Source organism: Rhizobium sp. B21/90, from assembly GCF_019355815.1.
GTDB classification, from domain to species: Bacteria; Pseudomonadota; Alphaproteobacteria; order Rhizobiales; family Rhizobiaceae; genus Rhizobium; species Rhizobium rhododendri.
Genome location: NZ_CP072162.1, coordinates 2,748,276 through 2,771,633, shown reverse-complemented (window position 1 = coordinate 2,771,633; position 23,358 = coordinate 2,748,276). Strand labels below are relative to the sequence as shown.

The 23,358-nt window shown below is 61.6% G+C and carries 25 protein-coding genes; 4 read left to right on the top strand and 21 right to left on the bottom strand.

The genetic code is table 11. The annotated features are described in order from the left end of the window. Positions 1–13 precede the first annotated feature (13 nt). The 16 genes from cimA to J5278_RS13250 form a co-directional block, all read right to left on the bottom strand. On the bottom strand, positions 14–1,627 hold the full coding sequence (gene cimA / locus J5278_RS13325) for a citramalate synthase (RefSeq protein ID WP_209183316.1): 1,614 nt from the start codon (positions 1,625–1,627) through the stop codon (positions 14–16). Then, complete coding sequence (locus J5278_RS13320; protein ID WP_209183317.1) at positions 1,624–2,091, bottom strand: GFA family protein; 468 nt, start codon at positions 2,089–2,091, stop codon at positions 1,624–1,626. The genes cimA and J5278_RS13320 overlap by 4 nt, the downstream gene beginning before the upstream one ends. 21 nt (positions 2,092–2,112) lie before the next feature. Then, positions 2,113–3,078, bottom strand: a complete 966-nt coding sequence (gene pip, locus J5278_RS13315) for a prolyl aminopeptidase (protein WP_209183318.1) — start codon at positions 3,076–3,078, stop codon at positions 2,113–2,115. After that, complete coding sequence (locus J5278_RS13310; RefSeq protein WP_209183319.1) at positions 3,075–3,551, bottom strand: GFA family protein; 477 nt, start codon at positions 3,549–3,551, stop codon at positions 3,075–3,077. The genes pip and J5278_RS13310 overlap by 4 nt, the downstream gene beginning before the upstream one ends. Beyond that, positions 3,548–3,916: an endonuclease domain-containing protein gene (locus J5278_RS13305; RefSeq protein WP_209183320.1), complete on the bottom strand. Its 369-nt coding sequence runs from the start codon at positions 3,914–3,916 to the stop codon at positions 3,548–3,550. Before J5278_RS13305 ends, J5278_RS13310 begins: the two co-directional genes overlap by 4 nt. A gap of 227 nt (positions 3,917–4,143) precedes the next feature. Further along, on the bottom strand, positions 4,144–5,535 hold the full coding sequence (gene cysS / locus J5278_RS13300) for a cysteine--tRNA ligase (RefSeq protein ID WP_209183321.1): 1,392 nt from the start codon (positions 5,533–5,535) through the stop codon (positions 4,144–4,146). 231 nt (positions 5,536–5,766) lie between these two features. Continuing rightward, positions 5,767–6,420 carry a hypothetical protein gene (locus tag J5278_RS13295; protein WP_209184142.1) on the bottom strand — a complete coding sequence of 218 codons (654 nt, stop codon included), beginning with the start codon at positions 6,418–6,420 and terminating at the stop codon, positions 5,767–5,769. After that, a complete protein-coding gene (locus tag J5278_RS13290) occupies positions 6,389–6,613 on the bottom strand; it encodes a DUF2188 domain-containing protein (protein ID WP_209183322.1) in 225 nt (74 codons plus the stop codon). Before J5278_RS13290 ends, J5278_RS13295 begins: the two co-directional genes overlap by 32 nt. Positions 6,614–6,716: 103 nt before the next feature. Then, positions 6,717–7,457 (bottom strand): SDR family NAD(P)-dependent oxidoreductase, encoded by a 741-nt coding sequence (locus tag J5278_RS13285; protein WP_209183323.1) that lies wholly within the window; start codon positions 7,455–7,457, stop codon positions 6,717–6,719. A gap of 87 nt (positions 7,458–7,544) precedes the next feature. Beyond that, complete coding sequence (purF, locus tag J5278_RS13280; RefSeq protein WP_209183324.1) at positions 7,545–9,035, bottom strand: amidophosphoribosyltransferase; 1,491 nt, start codon at positions 9,033–9,035, stop codon at positions 7,545–7,547. A gap of 157 nt (positions 9,036–9,192) precedes the next feature. Further along, on the bottom strand, positions 9,193–9,834 hold the full coding sequence (locus J5278_RS13275) for a CvpA family protein (RefSeq protein ID WP_142829711.1): 642 nt from the start codon (positions 9,832–9,834) through the stop codon (positions 9,193–9,195). Positions 9,835–9,919: 85 nt separating this feature from the next. Beyond that, positions 9,920–11,323, bottom strand: coding sequence for a DNA repair protein RadA (gene radA, locus J5278_RS13270; RefSeq protein ID WP_142829709.1), 1,404 nt, complete (start codon positions 11,321–11,323; stop codon positions 9,920–9,922). Beyond that, complete coding sequence (locus tag J5278_RS13265) at positions 11,323–11,610, bottom strand: type II toxin-antitoxin system RelE/ParE family toxin (RefSeq protein ID WP_209183325.1); 288 nt, start codon at positions 11,608–11,610, stop codon at positions 11,323–11,325. The genes radA and J5278_RS13265 overlap by 1 nt, the downstream gene beginning before the upstream one ends. Further along, positions 11,570–11,884: a type II toxin-antitoxin system ParD family antitoxin gene (locus J5278_RS13260; protein ID WP_209183326.1), complete on the bottom strand. Its 315-nt coding sequence runs from the start codon at positions 11,882–11,884 to the stop codon at positions 11,570–11,572. Before J5278_RS13260 ends, J5278_RS13265 begins: the two co-directional genes overlap by 41 nt. 51 nt (positions 11,885–11,935) lie before the next feature. Next, positions 11,936–13,105, bottom strand: coding sequence for an alanine racemase (gene alr / locus J5278_RS13255; RefSeq protein ID WP_209183327.1), 1,170 nt, complete (start codon positions 13,103–13,105; stop codon positions 11,936–11,938). A gap of 105 nt (positions 13,106–13,210) precedes the next feature. After that, complete coding sequence (locus J5278_RS13250) at positions 13,211–14,707, bottom strand: replicative DNA helicase (protein ID WP_111220789.1); 1,497 nt, start codon at positions 14,705–14,707, stop codon at positions 13,211–13,213. A gap of 318 nt (positions 14,708–15,025) precedes the next feature. On the opposite strand from J5278_RS13250, the gene J5278_RS13245 reads away from it, so the two are divergent. The 3 genes from J5278_RS13245 to J5278_RS13235 all read left to right on the top strand — a co-directional run bounded on the left by J5278_RS13245 (position 15,026) and on the right by J5278_RS13235 (position 18,202). Continuing rightward, positions 15,026–15,478: a MarR family winged helix-turn-helix transcriptional regulator gene (locus J5278_RS13245; RefSeq protein ID WP_111220444.1), complete on the top strand. Its 453-nt coding sequence runs from the start codon at positions 15,026–15,028 to the stop codon at positions 15,476–15,478. Positions 15,479–15,546: 68 nt separating this feature from the next. Then, entirely contained in the window at positions 15,547–17,136 is a 1,590-nt protein-coding gene (locus tag J5278_RS13240) for an MFS transporter (protein ID WP_209184088.1), read from the top strand. 13 nt (positions 17,137–17,149) lie between these two features. After that, on the top strand, positions 17,150–18,202 hold the full coding sequence (locus J5278_RS13235; RefSeq protein WP_209183328.1) for an HlyD family secretion protein: 1,053 nt from the start codon (positions 17,150–17,152) through the stop codon (positions 18,200–18,202). Positions 18,203–18,278: 76 nt separating this feature from the next. Here J5278_RS13235 and rplI read toward each other — a convergent pair whose 3' ends face one another. The 5 genes from rplI to J5278_RS13210 form a co-directional block, all read right to left on the bottom strand. After that, a complete protein-coding gene (gene rplI / locus J5278_RS13230; RefSeq protein ID WP_142829700.1) occupies positions 18,279–18,854 on the bottom strand; it encodes a 50S ribosomal protein L9 in 576 nt (191 codons plus the stop codon). Positions 18,855–18,872: 18 nt separating this feature from the next. Further along, positions 18,873–19,829 carry a DUF2232 domain-containing protein gene (locus J5278_RS13225; protein ID WP_374108283.1) on the bottom strand — a complete coding sequence of 319 codons (957 nt, stop codon included), beginning with the start codon at positions 19,827–19,829 and terminating at the stop codon, positions 18,873–18,875. Between the two features lie 187 nt (positions 19,830–20,016). Continuing rightward, on the bottom strand, positions 20,017–20,268 hold the full coding sequence (gene rpsR / locus J5278_RS13220) for a 30S ribosomal protein S18 (RefSeq protein WP_111220447.1): 252 nt from the start codon (positions 20,266–20,268) through the stop codon (positions 20,017–20,019). A 12-nt stretch (positions 20,269–20,280) separates the two neighbouring features. Continuing rightward, positions 20,281–20,730 (bottom strand): 30S ribosomal protein S6, encoded by a 450-nt coding sequence (gene rpsF, locus J5278_RS13215; protein ID WP_111158624.1) that lies wholly within the window; start codon positions 20,728–20,730, stop codon positions 20,281–20,283. Positions 20,731–21,153: 423 nt separating this feature from the next. Further along, positions 21,154–22,197, bottom strand: coding sequence for an aldo/keto reductase (locus J5278_RS13210; RefSeq protein ID WP_209183330.1), 1,044 nt, complete (start codon positions 22,195–22,197; stop codon positions 21,154–21,156). Positions 22,198–22,382: 185 nt separating this feature from the next. Between J5278_RS13210 and fabD the strand changes: the two genes are divergently transcribed. Beyond that, entirely contained in the window at positions 22,383–23,327 is a 945-nt protein-coding gene (fabD, locus tag J5278_RS13205) for an ACP S-malonyltransferase (RefSeq protein ID WP_209183331.1), read from the top strand. Positions 23,328–23,358 lie beyond the last annotated feature (31 nt).

Below are 23,358 nucleotides of genomic sequence, written 5' to 3'. Positions count from 1 at the left end.
CTATTCGTGGCGCTCACTCTGCGGCGATCTTGCCGGCCATATGGCGATTTTTCATCAGCTTGTAGACCACCGAATCCGTCAACGCTTCGAACGAGGCGTCGATGATGTTTTCGGATACGCCGACCGTCCACCAGCGCACCCCGTCGCTGTCGTTCGATTCGATCAGCACCCGGGTGATCGCCTCGGTGCCGCCATTGAGGATACGCACCTTGAAGTCGGCGAGCACGAGGTCCTCGATCTCGGCCTGGTATTTGCCGAAATCGCGGCGCAGCGCCAGGTCGAGCGCGTTGACCGGACCGTCTCCCTCCGCCACCGACATGATCGTCTTGCCGTCGATGATCAGCCGCACCACGGCTTCCGAGACGGTCTTCACCCGCCCGTGCGAATCGAAGCGACGTTCGACCATCACCCGAAAGCCGTCGATCGAGAAGAATTCCGGGATGGTTCCGAGTGTCCGGCGTGCCAGCAACTCGAAACTGGCGTCGGCCCCCTCATAGGCATAGCCGAAGGATTCCCGCTCCTTGACGATAGAAATCAGCCGATCGAGCTTCGGATCGTCCTTGGCGACGGTAATGCCGCGCCGCTTCAGCGCATTGATGAAATTGGCCTTTCCGCCCTGGTCGGAGACCATAACCTTGCGAAAATTGCCGACGCTTTCCGGCGGCACGTGCTCGTAGGTGCGCGGATCTTTCAGCAGCGCCGAGGCATGGATACCCGCTTTGGTCGCAAAGGCCGAACCGCCGACATAGGGTGCCTGGTGGTTCGGCGACCGGTTCAGCAGTTCGTCGAAGGCATGCGACAGGCCGGTCAGCCCAATCAGCCGCTCGCCGTCGATGGCGGTCTCGAAGCGGCTGTTGTAGGCGCTCTTCAGCGCCAATGTCGGGATCAGTGTCACCAGATCGGCATTGCCGCAGCGCTCGCCGAGGCCGTTGAGCGTCCCCTGTATCTGCCGCACGCCGGCCTCCACGGCCGCCAGCGAATTGGCGACCGCCTGGCCGGTGTCGTTATGGGCGTGGATGCCGAGCGCTTCGCCGGGCACGCCCTCGGCAATGACGGCTTCGATGATGGCACGGATTTCCGATGGCTGGGTGCCGCCGTTGGTGTCGCAGAGAACCACCCACCGGGCGCCTGCCGCATAGGCGGACCTGGCGCAGGCCAGCGCATAACCGGGGTTTGCCTTATAGCCGTCGAAGAAGTGTTCGCAATCGACCAGCGCTTCCTTGCCTGCGCCGACAGCCGCCTTGACGCTCTCGGTGATACAGTCGAGATTTTCCGCGTTCGAGATCCCGAGTGCGACTTCGACATGGTAGTCCCAGCTCTTGGCGACGAAACAGATGGCATCGCAGCTGGCCTGCAGCAGGCCTGCCAGCCCCGGATCGTTCGACGCCGAGACGCCGGCCCGCTTGGTCATGCCGAAAGCGACGAAGGATGCATTTTTCGTGCGCTTCTGGCCGAAAAAGGCCGTGTCGGTCGGATTGGCGCCGGGATAGCCGCCCTCGATATAGTCGAGCCCGAAATCGTCTAGCAGGCTCGCAATAGCGATCTTGTCCTCGACCGAGAAATCGACGCCGGGGGTCTGCTGGCCGTCGCGCAGCGTCGTGTCGAACAGATAGATGCGCTCTTTCATGGGAGTGGCCATTCGGTCGTATCGTGATCGGGATGTTGATGGGGGCGTCGATTGAGCATTTCCTCGGGCGAGGCGGTGCTGGAGATCGACGGCAGATGCGGCTGCGTATCGAACCAGGGCACCTTGCTGCTCGTCCAGTGCTGCCCCTTCGGCTCAACTTTGGCCGGATTATCCAGGCTGCCGATCGATATGTCGATCTGATCGCTGCCAACAGCCTTGAACGTCAAGGGAGTGCCGCATCGCGAGCAGAACCCGCGCTCCGCAGCCTCTGAACTTCTATAAGAAGCGGGCAGGCCTCTCGACCACTCGAGATCGTCGGTGGCGACGGTAAAAAACGGCCACGAGATCGATCCGACGGCCTTCTGGCACATCCGGCAGTGACAGATCGCCTGGTGGCTGATCGCCCCCAGTACCCTAAAGCGGATCGCGCCGCATTGGCAGCCGCCAGTTAGAATGTCTCGCATGCCTTCCTCCCTCGCGCCCGGTCAGCTGTCTATCTTACCCGCAAACCGGTCGGTCGCGCGGATCAGCTGGTCGAGAATGCCGGGTTCGGAATAGGCGTGTCCGGCCCCCTCGATCAGGTGAAACTCCGCCTTCGGCCAGGCCTTGTGGAGCGCCCACGCATATTTTGCCGGGCAGGGCATGTCATAGCGCCCGTGCACGATCACGCCGGGAATGTCCTTCAGGCGCACCGCGTCACGGATCAGCTGACCTTCCTCGAGCCAGCCGGCGTTGACGAAGAAATGGTTCTCGATGCGCGCAAAGGCATAGGCGAATTCATCACCCTCGAACGCTGTGCTCGTGGAAGGTTCCGGCAGCAGCGTGATCGTCTCGCCTTCCCAGATCGACCAGGCCTTGGCGGCGGCGAGGCGCACATGGCTGTCCTCATGGGTCAGGCGGCGGTGATAGGCGAGCATCATCTCGTGGCGCTCGTCAGCCGGAATATGGGCGACGAAGCGCTCCCACTTGTCGGGAAACATTTCGGAGACGCCGAACTGGTAGTACCAGTCGAGCTCGGCCTTGGTCAGCGTGTAGATGCCACGCACCACCAGCTCGCTCACCCGCTCCGGAAACTTTTCCGCATAGGCCAGCGCCAGCGTCGATCCCCAGGAACCGCCGAACACCAGCCATTTCTCCACGCCGGCCATTTCCCGCAGCCGTTCGATGTCATCGACCAGATGCCAGGTGGTGTTGGCATTCAGATCCGCCGCCGGCGTCGACTTGCCGCAACCGCGCTGGTCGAACAGCGTCACGTCATAGAGCGTCGGATCGAACAGCCGCCGATGGCTCGGCGATATCGTGCCCCCAGGGCCGCCGTGCAGGAAGACCGCTGGCTTTGCACCGGGCGTACCTATGCGCTCCCAGTAGACGACATGGCCATCTCCGACATCAAGGTGGCCGGAGGCATAGGGTTCGATCTCGGGGTAGAGGGTACGCAGGACTTCGGTCATAGGTTCAAACCTTTGGAGGGCCAGGTGTCGGTGTCGTGGTCGGGGTGCTGGAAGGAGATGATCGCTTCCTGGCGGGCGTAGAAATCCGGGTCCGTGTGAACGGGCTGCTCGAAGATCGTTTCTATCCATGGCAGGCGGGCGGTATGATTGACCTGGAGCTGCGGGGCCAGGTCGTCACGCTCGTCGAAGGCGCCGATGGCAATCTCGAGGCCACCGGGATGCCGGTAGGTGAGGGGCGTGCCGCACTCGCTGCAAAATCCGCGCTCGATGTTGACCGACGAGCGAAAATAGCTGGGTGCCCCGCGCGTCCATTCGGTAGCATCCGCGGGCGCTGTAACCAGCGCCGAAAACAGGCCGCCGAACTGCTTCTGGCACATGCGACAGTGACAGATCGACGGCCGCCCGAGCGCTCCCGTGATCCTGAACCGCACCGCACCGCATTGGCAGCCGCCGCTTCTGGTGAGTTGTGTCATGGCCTGTGGTCTCCCGTTGAGAGGACGATGTGAAGGCAGACGGCGCCGATGTCCTTGAGGATGTCGTCGTTCCAGAAGCGGAGAACTGTCCAGCCGTCTTGCTGCAGGCGGAGCGTTCGCTGCTTGTCGTAGGAAACCGCCTCTGAAGCGCCATGCTGGGAGCCATCGACTTCAACGATCAGCCGGTGGCTGGGACAGGCAAAATCGACGATGTAGCCGGCGATCGGCATCTGGCGGCGGAAACTGAGACCCATCAGGCGGTGGGCACGCATCTCGTTCCAGAGTTTCAGTTCTGCGTCGGTCAGCGCCTTGCGCATCTGGCGGGCGTTGGAACGCATTTTTGGAGGGATGGGCGTATGCGGCACGTTACCCCCCTCTGTCACTGCGTGACATCTCCCCCACAAGGGGGGAGATTGGCTGGCGGCACGGTCTTGCCCCGCTACGACCCGTGGAGTTTCTGGCAATATCTGCCTGAGATCAAGAGAGGATACCGTATCAGCATGGACATCGCCACACCCACCCAATCTCCCCCCTCGTGGGGGAGATGTCACCGAAGGTGACAGAGGGGGGTATGCCGCGGCAGCTGCAGGTATCACCGCTTGATCTCCCAGGTGGTGACCCGTTCGCCGGTCGAGGCGTCCTTGCCGTCCTTCAGCTGCACACCCTTGGCAGAGAGCTCGTCGCGAACCTTGTCGGCCTCGGCGAAATTCTTTGCCTTCAGCAGTTCAAGGCGCATCTGCACCAGCGCATCGATCGCCGCCGTCAGATCGGCGCCGACGTCCTTTTTGTCGGGCAGCACGCCGAGCAGCGCAGCGCTTGCGGCAAACACCGGCAGCACCGCCGGATCGGTATTGGCGGCCTGGGCAAGCGCATGCAATGCCTGAACGGCAACAACGGTGTTCAGATCGTCGGCCAACGCATCGACCACCGAGGGGGCCGGTGCCGCGTCCGAGGGGCCGGCAGCCGGCCATTTGGCGATCAGCCGTTCGGCTTCCTCCAGCCGTTTCACTGAAAAGTCGATCGGCTCGCGGTAATGCGTCATCAGCATCGCCAGCCGAAGGACTTCGCCGGGCCATGTCCGGCCGCCAAGCTTGTCGGTTTCCAGGAGCTCGGCGATGGTGACGAAGTTGCCGTCGGATTTCGACATCTTGCGGCCTTCGACCTGCAGGAAGCCGTTGTGCATCCAGACATTGGCCATCACAGCCGTGCCGTGAGCGCAACGGGACTGGGCGATCTCGTTCTCATGGTGCGGGAAGATCAGGTCGAGGCCGCCGCCGTGGATATCGAAGACGTCGCCGAGGTACCGGCGGCTCATCGCCGAGCATTCGATATGCCAGCCCGGCCGGCCACGGCCCCAGGGGCTGTCCCAGCCGGGTTCATCGGCATCGGACAGTTTCCACAGCACGAAGTCGCCGGGGTTCTTCTTGTGAACATCGACTGCGACCCGGGCGCCTGCCTGCTGCTCGTCGAGATTTCGCTTCGACAGCTGGCCGTAATCCGCCATCGACTTCGTGTCGAACAGCACCTCGCCCGCCGCCGCATAGGCATGGCCTTTCTCCACCAGCGCCTCGATGATCGAAATCATCTGGCCGATGTTGTCAGTGGCGCGCGGCTGCACGGTCGGCTCGAGGCAGCCGAACGCCATCACATCCTTCTGGTACTGGTTGTCGGTCTTTTCCGTGACCAGCCGGATGGCGGCATTGAGCGCCATGCCCGGATAGTCGCGAAGGGCGCGGGCGTTGATCTTGTCGTCGACGTCAGTGATGTTGCGCACATATGTGACGTGCTCCGACCCATAGACCTGCCTGAGAAGCCGGAACAGCACGTCGAAGACGATGGCCGGGCGGGCGTTGCCGATATGGGCGAAGTCGTAGACGGTCGGACCGCAGACATAGAGGCGGACATTGCTCGCATCGATCGGCACGAACACGCTCTTTTCGCGCGTCAGGGTATTGTAAAATTTCAGCTCAGGCGTCCCGCCCATGTCCACTCTCCCAGATGCACGATCGAAAAAAATCGTCGCGGCCGGCGGACCGGGCGTTTCTCATCTTTGCGCAATGGGGAGACGAAAACGGCCAGGCCAGCGGTGCGCTAGCGAATAATTTTCCGGCAGATGCTGCAAATAGCTGTTTTCATGGCTGGCTTTATGGCGCGGCACGGGATTTTGGTCAAGAGCAGCGGAGGCATCGCGGATGTAGTCTTGCGATTTATTGCCTCATGCCTGACGCTTCCACTCATGCATGGCCTCGATTACTTCGACAGTCGGATACTCCCTGATATCCTCCTCGGACGACCCGGCTGCGAGTTCGCGTTTCCAATACCATTCCTGAAAAGCCAGATATTCCCCGAGTATCTTGGAGGGGCTTACCCTTGCCGTTGAGGGTTGAGCGACGAGCCACGTTCGAACATGCCTGACGGCTTTTGCAAAGTCGCCCTGGTGTGCTTGGATGTCCCAGCCGGCGATGTCGGACAGCGACTTTTGATAGTCGAAGCGCTCCTGTTCGAGGATCAAAATGACCTTTTCCGACAACGGGGAATTTCCGAACCGCTTGCAGGCATGATCCATTCCGAGCTCGAACGGCATATTCATGCGAGAGTATTGCCCGATAGAGGTAGCCTGGCAACGGCTCAGATCATGGATTCCGTACTTCGAGCCCTTGATAAGTTCAACGATCTTTTCGAGGCGGCTTGCCGCATTGTCACGGTTTTCTGGGGCCAATCGAGGAAAGAATCCGAGAAAAACCACGCAGAATGCAATGGCTTGAAGGATCGGCGCAAAGGCTTCGTCAAACGGACAATTGATAAAAACCGAGCGTTCGAACGGAGGTTGCGCCACTCTAACGCTTCGATTGAGCGTGGTTTTCGCCAAACGTGTTCCGCTCGCGAATTCGTCCGTCTTCGCCGTGAATGTAAAGTTCGGTTCCGTAGTTTCGAGCGATTGCGGTCGCGGCCTTGATGGCTTCATCTTGGGTGGCGTGAACACTGGTAGAACGCGCCGAGCCTGCCTTTCTGACGCTCCACTTTCCCGCTTGGGGCACAACATGCTGGGCTTTGCTTGTCATCGCACGATCCTCAATTCCGTGGTCGACCACGTCGGGCCAGTGAAAGCGATGTCGCTTTATTCCCGGCAATGCAATGTTAGCATGCAACCCCGCTCGCGGCCACCTATTCCGGCAACCGGTAATCCACCAGCCTGTTCTCCCGCACCACGAACAGCTTGCCAGTCTCCGTTACATCGGGTCCAACCAGCCCCATGATGACCTCGGCTACATCGCGGGGATGCTGCACGGTCTCGGGGTCTTCTCCGGGCATCGCCAGTGCCCGCATGGCAGTGCGGGTGGCGCCCGGGTCGAGGCTGGTGATGCGCAGCGGTGTGCCGTGTGTTTCTCCGGCCCAGGTGCGGGCCAGGGCTTCGACGGCCGCCTTGGAGGCTGAGTAGGGCCCCCAGAACGCACGGCATTTATGAGCGGCGGAAGACGACAGGATGACGGCGCGACCGGCCTCGGAGCGCATCAGCAGTGGCTCTACTGACCGGATCAGTCGCCAGGTGGCGGTGACATTGATCGTCATGACCTTCTCGAAGACCTTCGCCTCGACATGGCCGATCGGCGAAATTGTCCCGAGCACACCGGCATTGGCAACGAGGATATCGAGCTTGCCCCAGCGCTCGAAGATCGAGCCGCCGAGCCTGTCGATGGCATCCATGTCGGCAAGGTCGAAGGGCACCAGCGTTGAACGTCCACCGACAGCCTTGATGGCGTCGTCCAGCTCCTCCAGTCCGCCGACCGTGCGGGCGCAGGCGATGACGTGCGCGCCTGCCTTGGCCAGTTCCAGAGCGGTGAAATATCCGATGCCGCGCGAGGCGCCGGTGACCAGGGCAATCTTGTCCTGCAGGTTGACGCTCATGATACCGAGTTCCGTTCGCAATTTTATGGGGCGATAATATGCCCCATAACAGACTATCGGTCAGTCCATCAAGCGCGGCTCTCGGCCTCAACCGTTGCCGGCAAGCACCGATAGCTTGCGGACATTGTTGATGCTTTCCCGATCGAGCAACCGGGTCGGATAGTCGCCGGTGAAATAGTGGTCGGTGAACTGGGGTGCAACGGGATCGCGCGGCTCACCGCCGACAGCCCTGTAGAGACCGTCGATGGACAGGAAGGCGAGGCTGTCGGCGCCGATGAAGGCACACATGGCTTCGAGGTTCTCATACTGGTTGGCCAGCAGCTTGTCGGCGTCAGGCGTATCGATGCCGTAGAAATCCGGGAAATAGATCATCGGGCTGGCAACGCGGATGTGCACCTCGCTGGCGCCGGCCTCGCGGATCATCTGGACGATCTTTACCGATGTCGTGCCGCGGACGATGGAATCGTCGACGAGCACGACGCGCTTGCCTTCGAGGATTGCGCGGTTGGCGGAGTGCTTCAGCTTGACGCCGAAGGCGCGGATCGACTGGGTCGGCTCGATGAAGGTTCGTCCGACATAGTGGTTGCGGATGATCCCAAGCTCGAACGGTATGCCGCTCGCCTGCGCGTAGCCGATTGCCGCCGGCGTGCCGCCATCCGGCACGGGAACGACGAGGTCAGCCTCGACCGGCGCTTCATTGGCCAGATTGATGCCCATGTTGCGACGGGCGACGTAGACGTTGCGGCCGCCGACAACAGAGTCCGGGCGCGCGAAGTAGACATATTCGAACAGGCACAGCCGCTCGGGCTTGGGCTGATCGGCCTTGCGCGAATCGATGGTGATCGAGCCGTCGCTCTGGATCTCGCAGATGATGACTTCGCCGTTCTCGACGTCGCGGATGTATTTTGCGCCGATGATGTCGAGCGCGCAGGTCTCGGAACAGAAGATCGGCTTGCCATCGAGTTCGCCCATGACCAGCGGCCGGATGCCGATCGGATCGCGGGCGGCAATGAGCTTGGTACGGGTCATCGCCAGCATCGAGTAACCGCCTTCCATCTGGCGGATAGCATCGATGAAGCGGTCGGAAGAGGAAGCATGCTTGGAGCGGGCGATCAAGTGCAGCACGACTTCGGTGTCCGACGTCGACTGGCAGATGGCGCCATCGGCAATCAGCATGCGGCGCATTGTCAGGCCGTTCGTGAAGTTGCCGTTATGGGCAATAGCGATGCCGCCGACTTCCAGTTCGGCAAACAGCGGCTGGACGTTGCGAAGGATCGTCTCGCCCGTGGTCGAGTAACGGACATGGCCGATGGCACGGTCGCCGGGCAGGCGGGCAAGGGTTGCCGGATCCGTGTAGTGGTCGCCGACCAGACCCATGCGGCGCTCCGAATGAAAGCGCTGGCCATCGAAGACGACCATGCCGGCTGCTTCCTGGCCGCGGTGCTGCAGGGCGTGCAGGCCGAGCGCCGTCAGCGTTGCCGCGTCGGAGTGGCCGAGAATACCGAATACGCCGCACTCTTCGTGCAGCGTATCTCCGTCGATGTCGTTATCGATTGCAGGGGATGGTGACAGGGTCATGGCTGAAGGCCTTTGCTCTCACGGGGTTCGGGCAGCGCTGGGGCTGGGATCCAAAATAACTGAAAATCCGGCCGGGCGATATGCCTGGCCGGATAGGGTCGTCGATGCCGATCAGATGGCGATGCCAGCCAAACGGGTCAAGCCTGGTGACGCAGCGTCAATTATTCGTCGCCGGAGCGGCAGGTGTCGTCGTCGGTGCCGCTGGCGAAGCCGGTGCGTCGTCCGATGGGGCTGCATCGCTCGGTGCGGCCGCGTCATCGTTCAACTGCTGCTTTTCCGGCTGGATCTTGTCGATAACGTTGGTCCGGATCATCTGCGCGAATTTCTCCGGCAATGCAGCCTCCAGCTTGACCACCATCGAATCGAGGAAAGGCTTGGACTTGGCATTGTTGACCCAATCGGGGCGGTGCGGCTCGTCGACGAGCCAGTTCCAGAAGGCAACGGCGACGACCAGCAGCAGCACGCCACGGGCGGCGCCGAAAAGGAAACCGAGTGTGCGGTCGAGCGCGCCGATGCGGCTGTCGATGATGAAATCGGCGATCTTCATGGTGATGAAGGAGATGATGATCAGCGCGATGAGGAAGACGACTGCGGCCGAGCCGACGATGGCGATGCGGTCGTCATCGGTGTAGTGCTTGGCGTATGGCACCAGCTTGGGGTAAAGATAGTAGGCCGCAACGGCCGAGCCGCCCCAGCTGACGATCGACAGAATTTCGCGGGAGAAGCCGCGTACCATGGCGAGAACGGCGGAAAACAGCACGACGCCGATAACAATACCGTCGAAAATCGTAATGGGCATCTATACTTTACTCCAAGACCTGCCATGGGCGCCATGGCTATCGTCTGCCTGAATGCGTCTTGCCTCGTCGCCAGAGCGAAAAGGTTCAGTCCTCGTCTTCCGTCGGCCGCAGTGCGCCCTTCGATCCGGCGACCCTGACCACCATGTCGGTCAGGCTGTCGATCTCGTTCCAGCGGCCGCCGCTGCCTTTCGGCAGTTCAGCCGAGCCGGATGGTAGGAGCGCTTGCGCAAAGCCCAGCTTCTCGGCTTCCTTCAGGCGTTGTGCCGTATGGCCCACGGGCCGCACGGCGCCAGAAAGACTGACTTCGCCGAAATAGACGCAATCGGCGGGAAGGGCAATACCGGCAAGGGATGAAACCAGTGCAGAGGCCACCGCAAGGTCGGCCGCCGGCTCCGAAATCCGGTAGCCGCCGGCGATGTTCAGGTAGACATCGTGGCTGCCGAGCCGCACGCCGCAGTGGGCCTCGAGCACCGCAAGGATCATCGATAGCCGCGACGAATCCCAGCCGACGACCGCGCGCCGTGCTGTTCCGAGCGACGTTGGCGCCACCAGCGCCTGCACCTCGACGAGGATCGGCCGCGTTCCCTCCATGCCGGCAAAGACGGCAGCACCCGGCGATTTGGAATTGCGCTCACCCAGAAAAAGCTCCGACGGGTTGGCGACTTCGCGAAGCCCGATATCGGACATCTCGAAAACGCCGATCTCGTCCGTCGGGCCGAAGCGGTTCTTGACGGTGCGCAGGATACGGTAGTGGTGACCACGGTCGCCCTCGAAATAGAGCACTGCATCGACCATGTGCTCGACGACCCGCGGCCCGGCGATCTGGCCATCCTTGGTGACATGGCCGACCAGCACCATGGCGGAGCCCGTCTGCTTGGCAAAGCGGATCATCGCCTGCACGCCGGTGCGCACCTGGGTGACGGTGCCGGGCGCCGATTCGGCAAGCTCGCTCCACAGGGTCTGGATGGAATCGATGATGACCAGATCCGGTCGCTTGCCATCGGCGAGCGTCGCCAGGATATCCTCGACATTCGTCTCGGCCGCCAGCATCACGTCGGTATCGGCGGCCTTCAGCCGCTGTGCCCGCAGTCGGATCTGGGCAACCGCCTCTTCGCCCGAGACGTAGACGATCTTGTGGCCTCGGCGCGCAAGGGCAGCTGCCGCCTGCATCAGCAGCGTCGACTTGCCGATGCCCGGATCGCCGCCGACGAGCACTGCCGAGCCACGCACAAAGCCGCCGCCCGTCGCCCGGTCGAGTTCGGAAATGCCGGTATAGATCCGCGGTGCTTCCTCGATTTCGCCGGACAGCGCCACCAGCGTCACCGCTCTGCCCTTCTTTGGCACGCGGCCAGGGCCGGAGCCGATGCCGCCCATCGGGTCTTCCTCGACGATGGTGTTCCACGCACCACAGGATTCGCATTTTCCGGCCCAGCGATTGTGGATGGTGCCGCAGTTCTGGCAGATGAATTGAGTTCTGGCCTTGGCCATCAGGGAATGCTTTCGGTAAAATCTTCGGCGGACGTATTTTGACGGCCATGCAATATGCGCATCACCGTCATCGCGTTTTCAGATACGAAAAAATAGATGCATCGCTCTCGGTAGGGGAAAGCTCGCAAACCTGGAATGAAAGGACGAGGCACCCCGGTAACGCCCGTTTGCGCCATCCACTTCAGCTGCCGGTTTATGTCGTTCAGCAACTGCAAGGCGGCAACGGGATTGGAATCCGCAATGTAATTATGAATGCCGAGTAGATCGTTTAGGGACCTGTGCGACATTACCAGGCGACGCGATCGCATTTTTCTGCTCCTCGGCCATCTGCCTGATATGGGCTGTTAGATCCTCGGCGGTCTCAAACTCCATCACGCGTCCTGCGTCCACGTCGTCGATGCCCTCCTGGATAAGACGGCGCAACTCTGCCAGCTTGCCTTCGTTGCTCCCAAGCAGACGGAGCCCGGCGGAAATAACAGCACCCGCATCAGGATGTACGCCGGCTTGAACCTGGTCTTCGATAAAGGCGCGGTCTTCGTCGCTGAGATGGATATCCGTCATCACGGTCTCCTTTTGTTCACGCTTAACACAGGCAGGCAAGCGGTGGAAGCCTCATGGCTCCTCGACCAGATACCGCCGCTGGTGGCGGAGGCCCATGCTGGTGAGCATTTCGTAGCCGATGGTGCCGGCGGCGCGGGCAGCATCGTCGACGCGGATATTGCTGCCGAAAAGTTCCACGTAGTCGCCGGCCCGAACGAGCCCGTCCGGCAGGTCGGTGATATCGAAGATCGTCAGGTCCATGGTGATGCGGCCGGCGACGGGCACGCGATAGCCGGCGATGAAGCCGTGGCCGGCGGCGATCCCTGTCTGGCGCAACGGCACGCCGCCGCTCGACTGGCTGCGCATGTACCCGTCCGCATAGCCGGCGCATACGACCGCCAATGTGCTGTCGCGGGTCAGCTGCATGGCGCGGCCATAGCTGACGGCTTCGCCGGCTTTCACTTGCCGCACCTGCAGGACCCGGGCTTCGGCGGTGGCGACCGGGCGCATGGGGTTGGCCACACCGGGCACAGCCTCGCCGCCATAGAGTGCGATACCGGGGCGGGTCACGTCGAAATGGTATTCCGGGCCGAGAAAAATGCCGGCCGATGCGGACAGGCTCGATTCGATGCCTTCGAAGGCGCGGCTGACTTGCCGGAATGAATCGAGCTGCTGCCGGTTCATCGGCGAGGCCGGATCGTCGCCGCAGGCAAGGTGGCTGACCACCAGTACTGGCGAAAAGCTGGCGGGACGGGACACGTCGTCGGCGAGCGCCATTGCCTCCGGAACTGTCAGGCCCAGCCGGTTGAAGCCGGTATCGACCTGCAACGCGCAAGGATATTCGCCATAGTCGGCCACAACGGCCATCCAGAAAGCCAATTGCTCCTCGGACGATATGATTGGAACCAGATCGTTTTCGAAAAACAGCCGCTGCATGCCAGGCCAGATCCCCGCAAGCACGAAGATGCGGGCATCGGGCGCATAGAGTCGCAGCGTGACGCCTTCCTCGACGGTGGCGACGAAAAAGTCGCGGGCTCCGGCGATGTAAAGGGTTTCGCCGACCTCCTCAATACCGAGGCCATAGGCATCTGCCTTGACGACAGCGGCGGTACGGGCGCGGCCGGATCGCCGGGCCATGTCCTGCCAGTTGGCGACCAATGCCCCCAGATCGACCGTCAGCCGCAGGCCGGCGGCGTCAAAGGCATCGAGTTCATCGTCGAAGTCTTCGGAAAGGTCGGTCATGAAACCTCAATGGAATTGGCAGGAGAGAACTGAGCCCAATCATGATAGAGCCGATTCAGGTTGAAATGAAGACGGCCCCGGCTGCCAATCCCGCGTAGCCTGGCATTAATGCTCCTCGTACGGCGTGAACGACGAATCCGCGAGATCTGCGAAGCGCGTGAACTCGGCCTGGAAGGCGAGCTTTACGGTGCCGGTCGGTCCATGGCGCTGCTTCGAGATGATAACGTCGGCGGTGCCCTTGACCTTCTCGAACAGCTGTTCCCACTCGTTATACTTCGGGTCGGCCGGATCGCGGGGCTCCTGGTTCTTGACGTAATATTCCTCGCGATACACGAACAGCACGACGTCAGCGTCCTGCTCGATCGAGCCCGATTCACGCAAGTCCGAAAGCTGCGGCCGCTTGTCGTCGCGATTTTCCACCTGACGCGACAGCTGCGACAGGGCAATGATCGGCACATTCAGTTCCTTGCCCAGCGCCTTCAGGCCGGTGGTGATCTGGGTCACTTCCTGCACACGGTTCTCACCCGATTTGCCCGAACCGGTCATCAGCTGGATATAGTCGATGACGAGCACGTCGAGGCCCCGCTGGCGCTTCAGGCGGCGGGCGCGGGCGGCGAGCTGGGCGATCGAGATACCACCGGTCTGGTCGATGAAAAGAGGCACCTTCTGCATCATCATCGAGCAGGCGACGAGCTTTTCGAAATCGGCGTCGTTGATGTCGCCTCGGCGGATCTTCGACGAGGAGACTTCCGTCTGCTCGGAGATGATACGCGTCGCCAGCTGTTCCGACGACATTTCCAGCGAGTAGAAGCCGACGACGCCGCCGTTCTTCGCCTTGGTCGAGCCGTCTGCCTGCACTTCGCCCTCGTAGGCGGCGGCGATGTTATAGGCGATGTTGGTGGCGAGGGACGTCTTGCCCATGCCGGGGCGTCCGGCCAGCACGATCAAGTCCGAGCGCTGCAGTCCGCCCATCTTGCTGTCGAGCGAATGGATACCGGTAGAGATGCCCGAAAGCCCGCCATCGCGCTCCTTGGCGACGGCAGCCATGTCGATTGCCATGGCGACAGCATCGTTGAAGGCCTGGAAACCGCCGTCGTAGCGACCGTTTTCAGCGAGTTCGAACAGCCGGCGCTCGGTATCCTCGATCTGGCTTTGCGGCGGCATGTCCAGCGGTGCGTCATAGGCGATGTTGACCACGTCCTCGCCGATTGTGATCAGCGCCCGACGCAGGGCGAGGTCGTAGATGGCTCGACCGTAGTCTTCGGCATTGATGATCGACACGGCCTCGGCGGCAAGGCGCGCCAGATACTGCGCCACCGTCATGTCGCCGACTTTCTCGTCGGCCTTCAGGAAGGTCTTGATGGTCACCGGGTTGGCGATCTTGCCCATGCGGATGATGTCGCCGGCAACCTCGAAAATCCTTCGATGAAGCGGCTCGTAGAGATGCACGGGCTTCAGGAAGTCCGAAACGCGGTAATAGGCGTCGTTGTTGACGAGAATTGCGCCCAGCAGCGCCTGCTCCGCCTCGATGTTGTTCGGGGCTTCACGGTAATGCTGTTCGGCGGGAGCAAGTGCTGCGCTCTTGCGACCTGCGTCGTTCATCACATCCATCTCGATCTCCTACCTTCACTTCGCGGTGGTGTTCGACCCTGGGGCCTTGGGCGTCAAGGCCGTTCGGCCGATAATGCACCCGGCATGGGTGATTCGTCCGCCCTATGCCCGTTGTCCACAGGGCCACAAAAAAGCGTGCAATCTTTGCATTTGCCGCTTGCTCCGCATGGAGTGCCCGACTCGCCCGTGCCGGAAGGCAAATTAGACTGTTTGACTGTTGTCTGTCTTTGAGCGCGAGACAGCCGTCGCTTGAAAAGATGATAGAAGCCGGTAATCTGACAGCCTTCAGAGCAAGATAAAGCGTGAAACATGCCCGACAAAGCGACGAGCCGTGAATTCTTCGATGAGCTTTCGGCTTTCAACAGAAAGTTGCGGGCGGGCTTCGATGCTCTTGTTCGCAAGCGCGGCATGACGCTTGCCCGCGCCCGCGTGTTTTTTGCGCTGGCCAAGAAGGACGGTATTAACCAGCGTGAATTGGCCGAGCTTCTGGAGCTCGAAACGCCGACGCTGGTGCGCATTCTCGACGCGATGGAAGGCCAGAAGTTTATCGAGCGTCGCGCCGTCGAGACCGACCGCCGCGCCAAGCAGATCCATACCACCGAGGCCGGAAAGGTCATCGCCATCGAGATCGACGCGCTGGCAGCGCGGGTCCGCGCCGATATCCTCGAAGGCATATCCGACGCAGATCGGGCGACCGCGCTCAAGGTGATCCGCACTATGGCGGCAAATCTGCCGAACATCGGCAAAGACGAGGTAGCTTGAGCGCCGTTGCCGCCACCGACGGAGAGGCTGCAGGTGGCGCTGCCGGCACCCCGGCACCGGCGCCTGCAATGGCTGATCCACCGGCGATGCCGGGATGGAAGGCACTCGGCTACATGCTGTCCTCGGTGATGTTCTTTCTGACGCAGGGGCTGGGGATGAACCTCGCGCTTGCAAACCTTACCCAGATCCAGGGCACCATTGCCGCGACGACAACGGAATCCGCCTGGCTGTCGGCTGCCTACATGGCGCCGAATGTCAGCCTGGCGATCTTTCTGGTCAAGATCCGCATGCAGTACGGCGTGCGCAATTTCGCCGAGATCAGCATCATCGGCTTCGTCGTCGCCTCGCTGCTCAATCTGTTCGTCTCTGATCTCCAATCGGCAGTCATCGTTCGTTTTCTCAGCGGCATTGCCGCAGCGCCATTGTCGACGCTCGGCTTCCTCTACATGCTCGAGGCATTCCCACCGGCCAAGAAACTGACCGTCGGGCTCAGCCTGGCGATGATGAATACGACGCTAGCAGCACCGATCACGCGGCTGGTGTCGCCGACACTCCTCGATTTCGGTGAGTGGCGGGGTCTCTACACGCTGGAAATGGGCCTCGCCCTTTTGGTGATGCCGATCATCTATCTCCTGCCGCTGACTGCCCCGCCGCGGGTCAAGATCATCAACTTCGGCGATATCGTCGTCTATCTCCTGGTCGCCATCGGTTTTGGCTGTCTCGCCGTCGTTCTGTCCGTCGGCCGGCTCTACTGGTGGCTGGAAGTGCCATGGCTCGGCGTTGTCCTCGCAGTCAGCATCGCGACGCTGACGGTGGCGGTGGTGATCGATCTCGACCGAACGACGCCGCTCATCGATATCCGCTGGCTTCTGACGTGGCCGAACGTGCGCCTGACCATCGTGCTGCTCGTCTTCCGCATGATCGCGGCGGAGCAGAATTCTATCCTGCTGATCTACTACCAGAATATCGGCCTGCTCTACGATCAGCTGCAGATGCTCTACACCATCATCCTGGTGTTCTCGCTCGTCGGGGGGCTGACCTGCGCAGCCCTGATGAATGTCGGCTACACTTGGCAGATCCAGATGATCGCGCTGCCGATGATGATAGCAGCCGCCTTCATGGATAGCCAGGTGACAAGCCTGACGCGTCCCGAGCAGATGTATCTCAGCCAGGCGCTGATGTCGGCCGGAATCACGCTGTTCCTGCCGCCGGCACTGTCGCCCGGTTTCCGCGCCGCGCTTTCGAAGGGACCGTTTTACCTGGTGACCTTCTTTGTGATTTTCCTGTTTACTCAGAGCATCGGCTCGCTGATGGGGACGGCCTTCTATGGCACCCTCATCACCATCCGTGAAAAATTCCACTCCAGCGTCCTGGTCGAGCACGTCCTGCTCACCGATCCGATCGTTGCCCAGCGGGCAGCGCAGCTTTCAGCCTCCTATGGCAAGGTGATTACCGATTCGCGCCTGCTGAACGGCGAGGGGCTTACGCTGCTTGGCGCCCAGGTCACGCGCGAGGCCTACAGCCTTGCCTTCGGCGACGCCTTCTTCGTGGCCGGGGTGATCGCAGCCTTGGCATTTGTCGTATTGATTGCAAACCGGCTGATCGCCGTCATCCGCACCAAACCGGCCGATGCGCCGGCCACCGCATCCGCGACCTGAGGAACGCTGCACCATGTCCAGGCTTGTCCGATCTCCCATCGAAGTGGTTGCCGTCCTCGCCGGCATCGGCGGCATCATGCTGGTGCTCTATGCCTGGCATCTGCCACCCTTCAGGACATCTGTGGAGACGACAGACGACGCTTACGTCAAGGGCTACGTCACGGTCATCAGCCCGCAAGTCAGCGGCTACGTCACGGACGTTCGCGTCAAGGACTACGAGAGCGTCAAGCAGGGCGAGGTACTGGCCAGGGTCGACGACCGCATCTACCAGCAGAAACTCGCCCAGGCGCGTGCCAACCGCGACGGCCAGAAGGCGGGCCTTGCCAATTCCCGCCAGCAGGAGCTGGTAGCTCGCGCCGAGATCGCCTCGAGCCAGGCGGCTGTCGATAGCGTGCAGGCGGGGCTGACGCGGGCGCAATTGGCCTGGGAACGCATCGAGACGCTCGTCCAGAAGGGCGTATCGACCACCAGCGATGCCGAGACCGCGCAAGCGACGCTCGAGCAGGCAAAGGCTGCCGTCAACCAGGCGCTGGCAGCCGTCGAGGTCTCGCGGCAGAACCTGACGACGATCATCGTCAACCGCGCCTCGCTCGAGGCAGGCATTGCCGGCGCCGAGGCGGCGATGCAGCAGGCGTCCATCGACCTGCAGAATGCCACCATCATTGCCCCGAGGTCGGGCAGGCTCGGTGAAATTGGCGTCCGGTTGGGCCAATACGTCACGGCCGGCACGCAATTGCTGGCGCTCGTGCCCGAAGACACCTGGGTGATCGCCAATTTCAAGGAAACGCAGCTCGACGGCATGCAGGTCGGCCAACCCGTGGCGATCTCCGTCGACGCCTTCGGTCACCGCCGGCTGAAGGGCCACATCCAGAGTTTCTCGCCTGCTGCCGGTTCCGAGTTCGCCGTGATCAAGCCCGACAACGCCACGGGCAATTTCACCAAGGTAGCCCAGCGCGTAGGCGTCCGCGTGACGATTGACCCCGGCCAGCCGGAAGCCGCCAATCTAGCCCCCGGCCTCTCCGTCGTCGTCTCCATAGACAAGGCTTCGAAGCCGGAGGCGAATTAGGCCTGAGGCCACAAAACGCAAAAAGCCCGGATCGTGAGATCCGGGCTCAAACGCCGCCGTGAAGCGAAAGTTGTGACTATTCGTCGTCGCGGTTGCCGTCGGCATCCGGATCGAAGAAGTCTTCCGGACGCAGTGCGTCTTCGTCGATGCCGTAGATGGCGTCGGCCGAAGTCAGGGTTTCGCCCTGCTTCTGGCGTTCGGCTTCTTCGGCGGAACGGGCAACGTTCAGTTCGATTGCGATTTCGACTTCGCCGTGCAGGGCCAGCGTAACGCTGTGCAGGCCGATGGTCTTGATCGGGGTGTTCAGCTCAACCTGGCTGCGGCCGATGTTGAAGCCTTCTGCAGCGAGGATGTCGACGACGTCGCGAGCAGCGACCGAGCCGTACAGCTGGCCGGTTTCGCCAGCCGAGCGGACAACGTTGAAGGACTTGCCTTCGAGAACGTCGGCAACCTTCTGGGCTTCGCTCTTGCGCTCCAGGTTACGGGCTTCGAGCGTTGCGCGTTCAGCTTCGAAACGGGTCTTGTTGGCGGCGTTGGCGCGAAGAGCCTTGCCGAGTGGCAGCAGGTAATTACGGGCAAAGCCGTCGCGGACTTTTACGGTCTCGCCCATCTGGCCGAGCTTGGGAACGCGTTCGAGAAGAATGACTTGCATCGTGGTATCCTTTCAATGTCAGGTTTTTGGATCGGGTTTGTTCGAGGCATTCGCATCCTTGTTCGGGGTCAGTGCGATCGCCTTGCGGGTATCGGACAGGCCGAGAACGAGGATGAAGAAGATTGGCAGCACCATGGTGGCCGCCAGGTAACAGAGGATAAGGACCGGCAGCTGCCAGTCCTTACCGCGTGTCTTGAAGTGGAGCGTCGAGAAGCCGGCGAGCACGAAGCCGGCGCCGAAGGCTCCGAACACGGTTGCGCCGACCATGGCAGGAATTCCGCCGGCAAAGCAGGCAACGAGGCCGGCCAGAAAGATGAAGATCGCATTGCGGTTCATCCTGAGCGCCGAAGGCACATCCTCCCGCGGCCGGAAATTGCGGCCCGAGGCGGTGACGATCCGGGTTGCAATGTAGTAGGCGGCAAACAGCATGATGACCCAGATTGCCGCCTGCAGGGCGGGCAGCATCAGGACGATCAGCGATTTTGTCTGGGCGGTGGCATCCGGGTCCGGCTGGAAAGACGGCTCCTGTGCCGAAAGCGCCGTCATCAGCGCATCCACCATCTTGTCGGTGAGCTCAGGTCCGTAGCCGATCATCACGCCGACGGCGATGACGCCGATGGTGACGAGCCCGCAGAGCTGCACCAGCATGTCGGAGAGAGGATACCAGGCCAACAGGTGGTCCGGTCCGCCGAGTTCGTTGGCGGGGCGGGCAAGATTTGCCAGATGGCTGATCCAGCCGGCCGGCACCAGCGTCACCAGCGCCATGACGAAAGCAAACGATGGCGATATGGCGACCGCGCCGAGCACGAAGGCGGTAAGGATCGAGACGATGGCGGCAATATTGCCCCAGCCGAGGCCGGCAATCAGAATTGGGAGGGCAGACGCAGCGTAAAGGACAGCACTGAATGACGGCTGCGCATTCGCGGCCAGCACAAGCAGGGTCGCGGTAATGCCGGCGAGCACGCCGGTCAGCATCAATCGTGAGTTCAAGGTCTTCAAGTCGCTGTCCTGCTTGTTCAAGCAGTTAGAGGTTCGTAACTGAATAAAATCTCAGCAGCGCAGCCCCAACATGGGTTTCAAACGGTTTCGATCCACGCCCACCGTGGAAGGAAGAAGGGAAGGCATCGCTGCCTTCCCTCATGTCTCGATCAGTCAGCCGCGATTAAGCGACGACGTAAGGCAGCAGGCCGAGGAAACGGGCGCGCTTGATGGCCTGGGCCAGTTCGCGCTGCTTCTTCTGGGAAACGGCCGTGATACGCGAAGGAACGATCTTGCCGCGCTCGGAAATGTAGCGCTGCAGAAGGCGAACGTCCTTGTAGTCGATCCGCGGTGCGTTGGCACCGGAGAACGGGCAGGTCTTGCGACGACGATGGAACGGACGACGGACCTGCGACGAGGAGGAAGCTTCAGACATATTCAGATCTCCTTAAACGCGGTCTTCGCGCGGACGGCGCGGACGGTCTTCGCGATCACCACGATCCGGGCGCGGGCCACGGTCGCCGAAGCCACCACGATCCGGACGGTCGCCATCACGACGCGGACGATCGTCACGGTCGCGCTTCTGCATCATGGCAGACGGGCCTTCCTCGTGCTTTTCGACGGCAATCGTCATGTAGCGCAGGACGTCTTCCGAGATGCGCATCTGGCGTTCCATTTCCTGCACGGCGGCAGGAGGAGCGTCGATGTCCATCAGGGCGTAGTGAGCCTTGCGGTTCTTGTTGATGCGATAAGTCAGGGACTTGAGGCCCCAGTTCTCGATACGCCCGACTTTGCCACCGTTAGCTTCGATGACACCCTTGTACTGTTCTACGAGGGCATCAACCTGCTGCGCGGAAACGTCCTGTCGGGCAAGGAATACATGTTCGTAAAGAGCCATGATGAGCTTTGCCTTTCTTGCGTTTGTGAAACCCGGTATCGGCGGCTAAGCCTCAACGACTGCTCCTGTAAGGGCGAACCCAAGCAAGAAAGCGTTAATCCGAGACGGTCGAGAGCGGAGACACGGGAGGCTGGAACGCTTCCGTTCCGAACGATTTCCATTTGGAAACCGGCCCTCCGTTCAGCCACCAGCCAGATGACCGGGTTTGCGAACAGGGCGGCTTATACGGGATTCTGGCGGAAAGGCAAGGGAGAGGTGAAGGAATATGAGGAAGTGGCTGTGTCTCCTTCTCCCCGCCGGGGAGAAGGTGGCCCCGAAGGGGTCGGATGAGGGGGCGCTCCTCACGCGGTACACGGTATGCCGCGCGTCCCCCTCATCTGCCCTGGCGGGCATCTTCTCCCCCGGTGGGGAGAAGAGAAATCTTCAGATCGGCATCGGGTATTGGCGATGAACCTTGGCTATCTCGGCCAACACCCCGGGCGACAGCGTCAGGTCTGCGGCGCTGATATTAATCTTCAGCTGCTCCATCGTGGTCGCCCCGATGATGGCTGCTGCCATGAACGGGCGGGTAAGGCAGAAGGCGATGGCCATCGCCGACGGATCGAGGCCGTGCTTGCTGGCGATTTCGAGATAGGCCTTGACGGCCGGCTCCTGGAGCGGCTGCAGGCGGCCGCCGAGATCGCCATTGATGGCCGCGCGGGAGCCCTCTGGCTTGGCCCCGCCGACATATTTGCCGGTGAGGAGCCCGGCTGCGAGCGGCGAGTAGGCCAGCAGCCCGACATCTTCGTGATGCGACAGTTCGGCAAGGTCGAGATCGAAATGGCGATAAAGGAGGCTGTATTCGTTCTGGATACTGGCGACGCGCGGCAGGCCCTTCTGTTCGGCCAGCGTCAAATATTTCTGCGTACCCCAGCTTGTCTCGTTGGAAAGGCCGATTGCGCGGATCTTGCCTTCCTTGACGCATTCGCCAAGCGTCTGGAGGATGTCCTCGATGTTGGTAATGACAGCGGCGCGGTCCTGGGTGAAGGGATTGTAGTTCCAGCTCTGGCGGAAGTGGAAATGGCCGCGGTTCGGCCAGTGGATCTGGTAGAGGTCTATATAGTCGGTTTTCAGGCGCTTCAGGCTGGCCTCGAGCGCCAGGCGGATATTGGCGGCGTCGGCGCCCTGGCCTCCGCGCAGATAGGAACGTCCGTTTCCGGCAACCTTGGTGGCGAGCACGATATCCGTGCGCTTGCCGGTCTTTTCGAACCAGGTGCCGATATGCTCCTCAGTGCGCCCCTGTGTCTCGGCAGACAGCGGGGTAACGGGGTACATTTCAGCAGTATCGAAGAAGTTGATGCCCTTCTCGACGGCGAAATCCATCTGCTCGTGGGCCTCGGCTTCGCTGTTCTGTGTGCCCCAGGTCATGGTGCCAAGGCAGATTTGCGAAATCGAAATGCCTGTGCGGCCTAAATTCTGATATTTCATGGGAAAACCTTGGATCTGGCGGGGATGCATGTCCGGGAGGACGGCGGGAATTTAGGTCTAATTCTCGCAAGTGCAAGAAAAATTCGTGAGCCTTAGCATCCGCAAAAGCCCGGTGCCGTCAGGCCTGCGCTCTTGACTCCGGGGGCAAGAATGCCGATTGGGAAGCCAAACAAGGACGCCAAACAATGACTGTTGCTTTCACATTCCCGGGTCAGGGAAGCCAAGCCGTCGGCATGGGCAAGGATCTGGCCGAGCAGTTTCCCGAAGCCCGCGCGGTCTTTGCCGAGGTCGATGACGCCCTTGGCGAGGCTCTTTCCGAGACGATATTCAACGGCCCCGAAGACAAGCTGACGCTGACGGCCAATGCCCAACCGGCGTTGATGGCCGTATCGATGGCCGCTTTTCGGGTTCTGCAAGCCCGGGGACTCGATCTCAAGGGTAAGGTCGGCTATGTCGCCGGCCATTCGCTCGGCGAATACTCGGCGCTCTGTGCTGCCGGCACCTTCACGCTCGCCGACACCGCCCGTCTTCTGCGCATCCGCGGCAACGCCATGCAGGCAGCTGTTCCCGTCGGCACCGGCGCGATGGCTGCCATCATCGGGCTCGAGCAGGCGGACGTTGTTGCCGTCTGTGAGGAAGCATCGGCGCTCGGCGCCTGCCAGATCGCCAATGACAATGGTGGCGGCCAGATCGTGATCTCGGGCGAGAAGGCAGCCATCGAGAAGGCGGCGGCACTGGCGACCGAAAAGGGCGCCAAGCGGGCGATCCTGCTGCCTGTCTCCGCACCCTTCCATTCCAGCCTGATGGCACCGGCCGCAGACGCGATGCGCGAAGCGCTCGCCAACGTCAAGATGTCCGATCCTATCGTACCTGTCATCGCCAATGTCCGTGCTGCTCCCGTCACCGATGCCGGCGAGATTGCCGCGCTCTTGGTCGAGCAGGTCACAGGCCAGGTTCGCTGGCGCGAGACGGTTCAGTGGTTTGCCGCAAACGATGTGACGACGCTCTATGAAATCGGTGCCGGCAAGGTGCTGACCGGGCTTGCCAAGCGCATCGACAAGTCTGTGACCGGCATCGCCGTCAATTCGCCCGCTGATATCCAAGCAGCGCTTGCCGGCCTCGTCGGCTGACCGAGTGCGCTACCAAGCACGCAACATCCAG

Bases quoted from the DNA above. Each gene is read 5' to 3' on its own strand.
- rplI (WP_142829700.1), bottom strand. From the start codon at position 18,854: ATGCAAGTCATTCTTCTCGAACGCGTTCCCAAGCTCGGCCAGATGGGC.
- J5278_RS13310 (WP_209183319.1), bottom strand. From the start codon at position 3,551: ATGACACAACTCACCAGAAGCGGCGGCTGCCAATGCGGTGCGGTGCGG.
- J5278_RS13265 (WP_209183325.1), bottom strand. From the start codon at position 11,610: ATGTCGCACAGGTCCCTAAACGATCTACTCGGCATTCATAATTACATT.
- radA (WP_142829709.1), bottom strand. From the start codon at position 11,323: ATGGCCAAGGCCAGAACTCAATTCATCTGCCAGAACTGCGGCACCATC.
- rpsR (WP_111220447.1), bottom strand. From the start codon at position 20,268: ATGTCTGAAGCTTCCTCCTCGTCGCAGGTCCGTCGTCCGTTCCATCGT.
- J5278_RS13290 (WP_209183322.1), bottom strand. From the start codon at position 6,613: ATGACAAGCAAAGCCCAGCATGTTGTGCCCCAAGCGGGAAAGTGGAGC.
- J5278_RS13250 (WP_111220789.1), bottom strand. From the start codon at position 14,707: ATGAACGACGCAGGTCGCAAGAGCGCAGCACTTGCTCCCGCCGAACAG.
- purF (WP_209183324.1), bottom strand. From the start codon at position 9,035: ATGACCCTGTCACCATCCCCTGCAATCGATAACGACATCGACGGAGAT.
- J5278_RS13320 (WP_209183317.1), bottom strand. From the start codon at position 2,091: ATGCGAGACATTCTAACTGGCGGCTGCCAATGCGGCGCGATCCGCTTT.
- J5278_RS13275 (WP_142829711.1), bottom strand. From the start codon at position 9,834: ATGCCCATTACGATTTTCGACGGTATTGTTATCGGCGTCGTGCTGTTT.
- J5278_RS13225 (WP_374108283.1), bottom strand. From the start codon at position 19,829: ATGCTGACCGGCGTGCTCGCCGGCATTACCGCGACCCTGCTTGTGCTG.
- J5278_RS13285 (WP_209183323.1), bottom strand. From the start codon at position 7,457: ATGAGCGTCAACCTGCAGGACAAGATTGCCCTGGTCACCGGCGCCTCG.
- fabD (WP_209183331.1), top strand. From the start codon at position 22,383: ATGACTGTTGCTTTCACATTCCCGGGTCAGGGAAGCCAAGCCGTCGGC.
- J5278_RS13210 (WP_209183330.1), bottom strand. From the start codon at position 22,197: ATGAAATATCAGAATTTAGGCCGCACAGGCATTTCGATTTCGCAAATC.
- cimA (WP_209183316.1), bottom strand. From the start codon at position 1,627: ATGAAAGAGCGCATCTATCTGTTCGACACGACGCTGCGCGACGGCCAG.
- J5278_RS13240 (WP_209184088.1), top strand. From the start codon at position 15,547: ATGGCTGATCCACCGGCGATGCCGGGATGGAAGGCACTCGGCTACATG.
- alr (WP_209183327.1), bottom strand. From the start codon at position 13,105: ATGACCGACCTTTCCGAAGACTTCGACGATGAACTCGATGCCTTTGAC.
- rpsF (WP_111158624.1), bottom strand. From the start codon at position 20,730: ATGGCTCTTTACGAACATGTATTCCTTGCCCGACAGGACGTTTCCGCG.
- J5278_RS13245 (WP_111220444.1), top strand. From the start codon at position 15,026: ATGCCCGACAAAGCGACGAGCCGTGAATTCTTCGATGAGCTTTCGGCT.
- J5278_RS13260 (WP_209183326.1), bottom strand. From the start codon at position 11,884: ATGACGGATATCCATCTCAGCGACGAAGACCGCGCCTTTATCGAAGAC.
- pip (WP_209183318.1), bottom strand. From the start codon at position 3,078: ATGACCGAAGTCCTGCGTACCCTCTACCCCGAGATCGAACCCTATGCC.
- J5278_RS13235 (WP_209183328.1), top strand. From the start codon at position 17,150: ATGTCCAGGCTTGTCCGATCTCCCATCGAAGTGGTTGCCGTCCTCGCC.
- cysS (WP_209183321.1), bottom strand. From the start codon at position 5,535: ATGGGCGGGACGCCTGAGCTGAAATTTTACAATACCCTGACGCGCGAA.